This window comes from Oerskovia gallyi, from assembly GCF_014836745.1.
Lineage (GTDB): Bacteria > Actinomycetota > Actinomycetes > Actinomycetales > Cellulomonadaceae > Oerskovia > Oerskovia paurometabola.
Window position 1 is genome coordinate 209,235 of the sequence record NZ_JACSQE010000007.1, and the last position, 8,754, is coordinate 217,988.

Consider the following 8,754-nt stretch of genomic DNA (forward strand, 5'->3'; position numbering starts at 1 on the left):
CGACCTCGACCATGCTGGCCTGCGGGGTCGTGGGGGCCCCCCGGGGGCGGGGGGCCTTCGCCGTCCCGGATCGTGGACCAGCGGCCGGACATGGCAGACTTGCCGCCGATGCCATCGACTCCCTCTCCCCAGCAGCCCGCGCCCGCCGACCCGTCCGAGGGTGGCACCGGGGCCGTGTCCGCGGCCCCCGCCACGGACGTCCCCCCGCGCGTGACCGTCGCCCCGCGGCGCCTCGTCCTGTGGGTCGTGGTGCTCGCGGCCCTCGTGATCCTGGTCGACCAGGTCACCAAGATCTGGGCCGTCGCCGAGCTCGAGGGTCACGAGACCATCGAGCTCCTCGGCGAGTGGCTCCACCTGACGTTCATCCGCAACGAGGGGGCGGCGCTCGGGATCGGATCGGGCTACACCTGGATCCTGACGATCGTCGTCACGGTCGTGATCGTGTTCATCGTGCGCAGCATGCGCAAGATCGGGTCGCGCGGCTGGGCGGTCGCCCTCGGGCTGCTGCTCGGTGGAGCCCTGGGCAACCTCATCGACCGGATCTTCCGCGAGCCGGGCTTCGCGCAGGGGCACGTGGTGGACTTCATCGGGTACGGGGACCTGTTCATCGGGAACGTCGCGGACATCGCGGTCGTGGCGGCCGCGGTGATGATCGCGATCCTCTCGGTCCAGGGCATCGGCATCGACGGCCAGCGGCACGTGGAGGAGACGGCGGCGACCGCAGAGGCCGGGGACGACGCGTCCCCCGTCGTGGAGCACGGACCAGACGCCCCCGCGCCGGGTGCCGGGACGAGGACCGCGCCGGGCGCAGGTCCCCAGGCCTCCGGCACGACCGGGTCGACGACCGGGACGGAGTCCTGATGGGCCAGGTGCGCTCGCTCCCTGTGCCCGACGGGCTGGCCGGCGAGAGGGTCGACGCGGCCCTCGCACGCCTGCTGGGCCTGTCGCGCACGCGTGCGGCCGAGGTTGCCGCCGCGGGCGGGGTGCGCGTCGACGGTCGGGAGCTCGGCAAGTCCGACCGCCTGGTCGCCGGGGCCTGGCTCGAGGTCGAGATCCCCGACGAGCCGGAGGCGTCCACGCCGCAGGTCGTCGACGAGCCCGTGCCGGGGATGAAGATCGTGTACGACGACGACGACGTGGTGGTCATCGACAAGCCCGTCGGCGTCGCGGCGCACCCCTCGCCCGGCTGGACGGGGCCGACGGTCGTCGGTGCCCTGGTCGCCGCGGGGTACCGCATCTCGACGTCGGGGGCCGCGGAGCGCCAGGGCATCGTGCACCGGCTCGACGTCGGCACCTCGGGTCTCATGGTGGTCGCCAAGAGCGAGCTCGCGTACTCGGTGCTCAAGCGTGCGTTCAAGGAGCGCACGGTCGAGAAGGTCTACCACGCGCTCGTCCAGGGACACCCCGAGCCGACGACGGGCACGATCGACGCGCCCATCGGGCGCCACCCGTCGGCCGACTACAAGTTCGCGGTGACGGCCGAGGGCAAGCCCTCGGTCACGCACTACGAGGTCCTCGAGATGCTCCCGGCGGCCTCGCTCGTCGAGGTGCACCTCGAGACCGGTCGCACGCACCAGATCCGCGTGCACTTCTCGGCGCTGCGCCACCCCTGCGTGGGTGACCTGACGTACGGGGCCGACCCGGTGCTGGCCAAGAAGGTCGGGCTCACGCGGCAGTGGCTGCACGCGGTGCAGCTCGGTTTCGAGCACCCGGCGACCGGGCGGTGGACGCAGGTCACGAGCGAGTACCCCGACGACCTGGCGCGTGCGCTCGACGTCGTGCGCGGGGCGTACTCCTGACCCGGCTCGGCGGGCTCGCGGGTCCGCCGACGGAAGGACGACGATGCTGACGACCGAACGGGTCCGGACGCCCGAACAGCTCACCGAGGCGCACGCGCTGCGGCTGGCGGTCTTCGTGGACGAGCAGCAGGTCCCGCTCGCCGAGGAGATCGACGACGCCGACTTCGCGCCGACCACCACCCATGTCGTGGTCCGGGACGCGACGGGGCTCGTCGTGGGGACCGGCCGCCTGCTCTCCGACCCTGCCCACCCGGGCGAGGTGCACGTCGGACGGGTCGCGGTCGCCCGCGCCGCCCGAGGCACGGGCGCGGGCGCGACGGTCATGCGCGCGCTCGAGGAGATCGCGCTCGCCGAGCACGCGGCGGACGGCAGGGTCCGGATCGAGCTCAGCGCGCAGACGCAGGCCACGGGCTTCTACGAACGCCTCGGGTACGAGGTGTACGGGCCGGTGTACCTCGACGCGGGGATCGACCACCGGGACGCCGCGAAGACCTTGCGCCTGCGCGGCTGACGCGCAGACGGGGGCTGTCACGGGCCGCGAACGGTTCCAGCCGCCGTCCCTCGTGGGGCGACCCATGCCCCGGGGCGCCGAGCCCGTGAGGCTCGTGGCGCCGTCGGGCGGGCATGAGAGAAGGCACACGCCGGTGTCGTCGGGCGACACGCCGGGAGGCGTCGGTGGGTCGATCTAGACTCGTCGCATGCCGTCTGCCGTCGCCCCCGGAAGCACCCAGAAGTCCGACGACTTCGTCCACCTGCACGTCCACACCGAGTACTCGATGCTGGACGGCGCCGCGCGGCTCGGAGACCTCTTCGAGGAGACCGCGCGCCTGGGGCAGAAGGCCATCGCGACCACGGACCACGGCTACATCTTCGGGGCGTTCGACTTCTGGTCCAAGGCGACGCAGGCGGGCATCAAGCCCATCATCGGCGTCGAGGCGTACGTCACGCCCGGCACGAGCCGCTTCGACCAGACGCGCGTGCGCTTCGGCGAGAAGGGCCAGGAGTCCGACGACGTCTCGGCCCGTGGCGCGTACACGCACCTGACGATGTGGGCCCGCAACAACGAGGGCTTGCACAACCTCTTCCGCGCGAGCTCGCTCGCCTCGCTCGACGGCCAGATGGGCAAGTGGCCCCGCATGGACCGCGACCTGCTCGAGCGCTACGGCAAGGGCATGATCGCGTCCTCGGGCTGCCCCTCGGGCGAGATCCAGACCAAGCTGCGGCTCGGCCAGTGGGACGCGGCCGTGCAGGCCGCCGGCGAGCTCCAGGACGTGTTCGGCAAGGAGAACTTCTACGTCGAGCTCATGGACCACGGGCTCGACATCGAACGACGTGTCATCAAGGACCTGCTGCGGCTCTCCGAGACGATCGGGGCACCGCTCGTCGCGACCAACGACCTGCACTACGTGAAGAAGGAGGACAGCCACTCCCAGGAGGCGCTGCTGTGCATCAACTCCGGCTCCACGCTCGCCGACCCGGACCGCTTCAAGTTCGACGGCGACGGGTACTACGTGAAGTCGGCAGCCGAGATGCGGCACATCTGGAAGGAGCTGCCCGAGGCCTGCGACAACACCCTGCTCATCGCCGAGCAGTGCGAGGTCAGCTTCGACACCTCCGCGAACTACATGCCCAACTACCCCTGCCCCCCGGGCGAGGACGAGACCTCCTGGTTCATCAAGGAGGTCGAGAAGGGCCTGCACTACCGCTACCCGGACGGCATCTCGGACGCCGTGCGCAAGCAGGCCGAGTACGAGACCCAGGTCATCGTGCAGATGGGCTTCCCGGGCTACTTCCTCGTCGTCGCCGACTTCATCAACTGGGCCAAGGACAACGGCATCCGCGTGGGGCCGGGGCGTGGCTCGGGTGCGGGCTCCATGGCCGCGTACGCGATGCGCATCACGGACCTCGACCCGCTCCAGCACGGCCTGATCTTCGAGCGGTTCCTCAACCCCGACCGTGTGTCCATGCCCGACTTCGACGTCGACTTCGACGAGCGTCGTCGTGGTGAGGTCATCCGCTACGTGACGGAGAAGTACGGCGAGGACCGCGTCGCCCAGATCGTCACGTACGGCACCATCAAGGCCAAGCAGGCCCTCAAGGACTCCTCGCGTCTCCTGGGCTTCCCCTTCGCGATGGGGGAGAAGCTCACCAAGGCCATGCCGCCCGCGATCATGGGCAAGGACATCTCGCTCACGGGGATCTTCAACCCCGACGACAAGCGGTACAACGAGGCCGACGAGTTCCGCCAGATCCACTCGGCGGACCCCGACGCGCAGCGCGTCGTCGAGCTCGCCAAGGGCATCGAGGGACTGAAGCGCCAGTGGGGCGTGCACGCGGCCGGCGTCATCATGTCGAGCGAGCCGCTCATCGACATCATCCCGATCATGCGCCGCCTGCAGGACGGCGCGGTCATCACGCAGTTCGACTACCCCACCTGTGAGGGCCTCGGCCTGATCAAGATGGACTTCCTGGGGCTGCGCAACCTCACGATCCTCGACGACGCGCTCGAGAACATCGTGATGAACGGCAAGGACCCGGTCGAGCTCGAGGCGCTCACGCTCGACGACCCCAAGACGTACGAGCTCCTGGGGCGCGGCGACACCCTGGGCGTGTTCCAGCTCGACGGCGGCGGCATGCGGACGCTGCTCAAGCTCATGCGCCCCGACAACTTCGAGGACATCTCGGCCGTGGGCGCTCTCTACCGCCCGGGCCCCATGGGAGCCAACTCCCACACCAACTACGCGCTGCGCAAGAACGGGATGCAGGAGGTCACTCCGATCCACCCCGAGCTCGAGGAAGCCCTCGAGGACATCCTGGGGACCACCTACGGCCTGATCGTGTACCAGGAGCAGGTCATGGCCATCGCGCAGAAGGTCGCCGGGTACTCGCTCGGCCAGGCCGACATCCTGCGCCGTGCCATGGGCAAGAAGAAGAAGTCCGAGCTGGACAAGCAGTTCGAGGGCTTCTCGAACGGCATGAAGGAGCGCGGCTTCTCCATGGCCGCGGTCAAGACGCTGTGGGACATCCTGCTGCCGTTCTCGGACTACGCGTTCAACAAGGCGCACTCCGCGGCGTACGGTGTCGTCTCCTACTGGACCGCCTACCTCAAGGCCAACTACCCGACCGAGTACATGGCCGCGCTGCTCACGAGCGTGCGCGACGACAAGGACAAGTCGGCCCTCTACCTCAACGAGTGCCGCCGCATGGGGATCACGGTCCTGCCGCCGGACGTGAACTCGTCGTCGGCCAACTTCACCGCCGTCGGGAAGGACATCCGCTTCGGCCTGACCGCGGTCCGCAACGTCGGCGCCAACGTGGTGGACGCGATCGTCGCGACCCGCGAGGAGAAGGGGACCTTCGGGTCCTTCACCGACTTCCTCGACAAGGTCCCCGCCGTGGTGTGCAACAAGCGGACCATCGAGTCGCTCATCAAGGCGGGGGCGTTCGACTCGCTCGACCACGCGCGGCGCGCGCTGCTCGTGGTGCACGAGCAGGCGGTGGACTCGGTCATCAGCGTCAAGCGCGAGGAGGCCAAGGGGCAGTTCGACCTCTTCGCCGACCTGGGCGCCGAGGATCCCGCCATGTCGTTCAGCGTCGACGTGCCCGACATCCCCGACTGGGACAAGAAGCAGCGCCTCGCGTTCGAGCGCGAGATGCTCGGCCTGTACGTGTCCGACCACCCGCTGTCGGGGCTCGAGCACGTCCTGACACGCGCGGCCGACACGTCGATCGCCGCGCTCATGGCGGACGAGGCACGCCCCGACGGCTCGACGGTCGTCATCGCCGGCCTCATCACCTCGCTCCAGCGCAAGATGAGCAAGAACGGCAACCCCTGGGCCGCGGTCACGATCGAGGACCTCGAGGGCGGGGTCGAGGTCATGTTCTTCGGCGAGACGTACCTCGCGTACTCGACGATCCTCGCCGAGGACCAGGTCGTGGTCCTGAGGGGTCGCGTGCGACGCCGTGACGAGACCATGCAGCTCCAGGCCATGGAGGTCTCGCTCCCGGACATCTCGACGGTCGCCGAGACGCCGGTGCTGGTGAGCCTGCCCGAGTCGCGCTGCACCCAGCCCGTGGTCGAGCGGCTGCGCGAGATCCTCTCGACGCACCCGGGGGTGACCGAGGTCCACCTCAAGCTCACGAGCCCTGGCCGGACCAAGGTCATGCGGCTCGAGGACACCCTGCGCGTCGAGAAGAGCCCTGCGCTGTACGGGGACCTCAAGGCGCTGCTCGGGCCGACGTGCCTCACGGTGTGACCGGAACCGAGGGCCCAGGGCCCGGGGGCGGGTACCTCCCGGCGCCGGACGGCTCCCCGGGGCGCTTCCAGGTGATCCCGGCTGCCTACGTGCTGCTGCGTCGCGGCGACGAGGTCCTGCTCCAGCTCCGGCGGAACACCGGGTACATGGACGGCCACTGGGCCGCGGCCGCGGCCGGGCACGTCGAGGAGGGCGAGAGCGTGCTGGCCGCCGCGCGGCGGGAGGCGCGCGAGGAGCTGGGGATCGACGTCGCGACGGCGGACCTCGAACCGCTCACGGTCATGCACCGCACGCGTCCGGGCGGTGGACCGATCGAGCAACGGGTCGACTTCTTCTTCGCGAGCCGCACGTGGGCCGGCGAGCCGGTGGTCGTCGAGCGGGACAAGGCCGCCGACCTGCGCTGGTTCGCGCTCTCCGCCCTGCCCACCCCCGTCGTGCCGCACGAGGCCGCGGTGCTCACCGCGCTCGCACAGGGCACCGTCCCGCCCGTCACGACCTACGGCTTCGGGCCCGGCCAGGACACGTAGACTCGCGGTCGTGATCCACCTGACCCCCGAGCAGCGCGTCTTCGTGACCGAGCGCCACCTGGCGACCCTGACCACCCTGCGGGAGGACGGCAGCCCGCACGTCGTGCCCGTGGGCTTCACCTGGGACCCCGAGACCGGGGTCGTGCGGATCACCACGAACGACACGTCGGTCAAGGCGCTCAACGCCGAGCGCCTCACGCCCGAGGGGGCTCGCCCCCGGGCGGCCGTCTGCCAGGTCGAGGGCGGGCGGTGGATCACCCTCGAGGGCACCATCTCGGTCTCGCGCGACCCCGACGAGGTCGCCGAGGCCGTGCGCCGGTACACGCGGCGCTACAAGGAGCCGCGCGTCAACCCGCGCCGCGTCGTCCTGCGGATCGTCGCGGACAAGGTCATGAGCTCGAGCTACATGGCCTTCTGAGGGGTACGGGGGGCGGCTGCTGGGCAGCCGGGGCGCCCGGTACCCCCCGGCTGCTAGCCGACGATCGCGCCGATCTGGCCGGTCGGCACGTCGACCGTGACGACGTCGCCCTTGCGGAGCTGGCGGCCGCGGCGCGTGTCGACCTCGCCGTTGACCTGGACCTCTCCCTCCGAGATGAGGTCGCGGGCGTGGGCACCGGAGTCGACGAGGCTCGCGAGCTTGAGGAACTGGCCGAGGCGGATGACGTCGTCGGTGATCTCCACCGTGGGTGTCGTGGTCATGAGGACCATTCTCTCGCGTCCGGGACGTGCCGGGGACCTGCCCACCTGCTGAATGGCCTGGAGGTCGGCTCGCGGCCCGGCCTACGATGGGTCGGTGATCAATCGCATCGACCTGCGTGGTCGTTCCCTGTCTCCCCGTGAGCTCACGGAGATCCTGCCTCGTCCGGAGATCGGCGTCGAGGACGCCGCGGAGAAGGTCGCCCCGATCCTGCATGACGTCCGCCTGCACGGTGCCTCGGCGCTGCGGGACCTCTCGGAGCGGTTCGACGGCGTGCGACCGGTCCACCTGCGGGTCCCGGCGGAGCGCATGGCCCAGGCCCTCGAGACGCTCGACCCGCTCGTGCGCGACGGTCTCGAGGAGGCGATCCGCCGCGTCCGCACGGTGCACGCCGCCCAGCGCCCCCAGCCGTTCTCGGTCGACCTGGCGCCGGGAGCCCAGGTCCGCCAGCGCTGGATCCCGGTGCGTCGCGTCGGGCTCTACGTGCCCGGTGGGATCGCCGTCTACCCGTCGTCGGTCATCATGAGCGTCGTCGCGGCGCAGGAGGCCGGCGTGCGCGAGCTCGCGGTGGCCTCTCCGCCGCAGCGCGAGAACGACGGCCTGCCGCACCCCACGATCCTCGCGGCGTGCGCGCTGCTGGGCGTCGAGGAGGTGTACGCCGTCGGCGGGGCCCAGGCGATCGGGATGTTCGCGTACGGCGCCGCGGGCAGCGAGCCGCAGGACGGCGACTACCTGTGCGAGCCCGTCGACGTCATCACGGGTCCGGGGAACATCTACGTCGCGGCCGCCAAGCGGCTCGTGCGCGGTGTCGTCGGGATCGACTCCGAGGCAGGTCCCACCGAGATCGCGATCCTCGCGGACGGCGGCGCGGACCCCACGCACGTCGCGCTCGACCTCATCAGCCAGGGCGAGCACACGCCTGACGCCGCGGCCGTGCTCGTGACACCGTCGGTCGAGCTGGCAGCGGCCGTCGATGCCCGCCTCGTGGACCTCGTCCCCGAGACCAAGCACGCGGCGCGCGTGGCGCAGGCGCTGTCCGGGCCGCAGTCCGCGATCATCGTGGTCGACGACCTGGAGCAGGGTCTCGACGTCGTCGACTCGTACGGCGCCGAGCACCTCGAGGTCCAGACGGCCGACGCCGCCGCCGTGGCCGAGCGGGTGCAGAGCGCGGGCGCGATCTTCGTCGGCCCGTACTCGCCCGTCCCGCTGGGCGACTACATGGCGGGCTCCAACCACGTCCTGCCGACCGGTGGCTGCGCGCACTACTCCAGCGGGCTCGGGGTGCACAGCTTCCTGCGCGCGGTCCAGGTCGTCGAGTACTCGGCCGACGCGCTCCAGGAGCTGGCGGACCGCATCGTGGCCGTGGCCAACGACGAGGACCTGCCCGCGCACGGCGAGGCGATCAGGGCGCGCTTCCAGTAGGCGCGGCACGTCCCGAAAGAGCGGGGGGGGGGGGGGGGGGGGGGGGGGGGGGG

Annotated in this window: 8 protein-coding genes; 7 read left to right on the plus strand and 1 reads right to left on the minus strand. The window is 71.0% G+C overall.

Going from position 1 to position 8,754, the window contains the following annotated elements; genetic code table 11:
- Positions 1-108: 108 nt before the first annotated feature.
- From H9640_RS10670 to H9640_RS10695, 6 genes are all read left to right on the plus strand, one after another.
- Positions 109-861 (plus strand): signal peptidase II, encoded by a 753-nt coding sequence (locus tag H9640_RS10670; RefSeq protein ID WP_225227003.1) that lies wholly within the window; start codon positions 109-111, stop codon positions 859-861.
- Positions 861-1,799: an RluA family pseudouridine synthase gene (locus tag H9640_RS10675; protein ID WP_191790675.1), complete on the plus strand. Its 939-nt coding sequence runs from the start codon at positions 861-863 to the stop codon at positions 1,797-1,799. The genes H9640_RS10670 and H9640_RS10675 overlap by 1 nt, the downstream gene beginning before the upstream one ends.
- A gap of 43 nt (positions 1,800-1,842) precedes the next feature.
- A complete protein-coding gene (locus H9640_RS10680) occupies positions 1,843-2,310 on the plus strand; it encodes a GNAT family N-acetyltransferase (RefSeq protein WP_191790676.1) in 468 nt (155 codons plus the stop codon).
- 187 nt (positions 2,311-2,497) lie between these two features.
- Positions 2,498-6,055 carry a DNA polymerase III subunit alpha gene (gene dnaE, locus H9640_RS10685; RefSeq protein WP_191790677.1) on the plus strand — a complete coding sequence of 1,186 codons (3,558 nt, stop codon included), beginning with the start codon at positions 2,498-2,500 and terminating at the stop codon, positions 6,053-6,055.
- Positions 6,052-6,582, plus strand: a complete 531-nt coding sequence (locus tag H9640_RS10690) for an NUDIX domain-containing protein (protein ID WP_191790678.1) — start codon at positions 6,052-6,054, stop codon at positions 6,580-6,582. The genes dnaE and H9640_RS10690 overlap by 4 nt, the downstream gene beginning before the upstream one ends.
- A gap of 10 nt (positions 6,583-6,592) precedes the next feature.
- Positions 6,593-7,000, plus strand: coding sequence for a pyridoxamine 5'-phosphate oxidase family protein (locus H9640_RS10695; protein WP_191790679.1), 408 nt, complete (start codon positions 6,593-6,595; stop codon positions 6,998-7,000).
- 53 nt (positions 7,001-7,053) lie between these two features.
- Here the strand turns inward: H9640_RS10695 and H9640_RS10700 are convergent, their stop codons facing one another.
- Positions 7,054-7,281, minus strand: a complete 228-nt coding sequence (locus H9640_RS10700) for an RNA-binding S4 domain-containing protein (RefSeq protein WP_191790680.1) — start codon at positions 7,279-7,281, stop codon at positions 7,054-7,056.
- Positions 7,282-7,375: 94 nt separating this feature from the next.
- Between H9640_RS10700 and hisD the strand changes: the two genes are divergently transcribed.
- Positions 7,376-8,701 (plus strand): histidinol dehydrogenase, encoded by a 1,326-nt coding sequence (gene hisD / locus H9640_RS10705; protein WP_191790681.1) that lies wholly within the window; start codon positions 7,376-7,378, stop codon positions 8,699-8,701.
- Positions 8,702-8,754 lie beyond the last annotated feature (53 nt).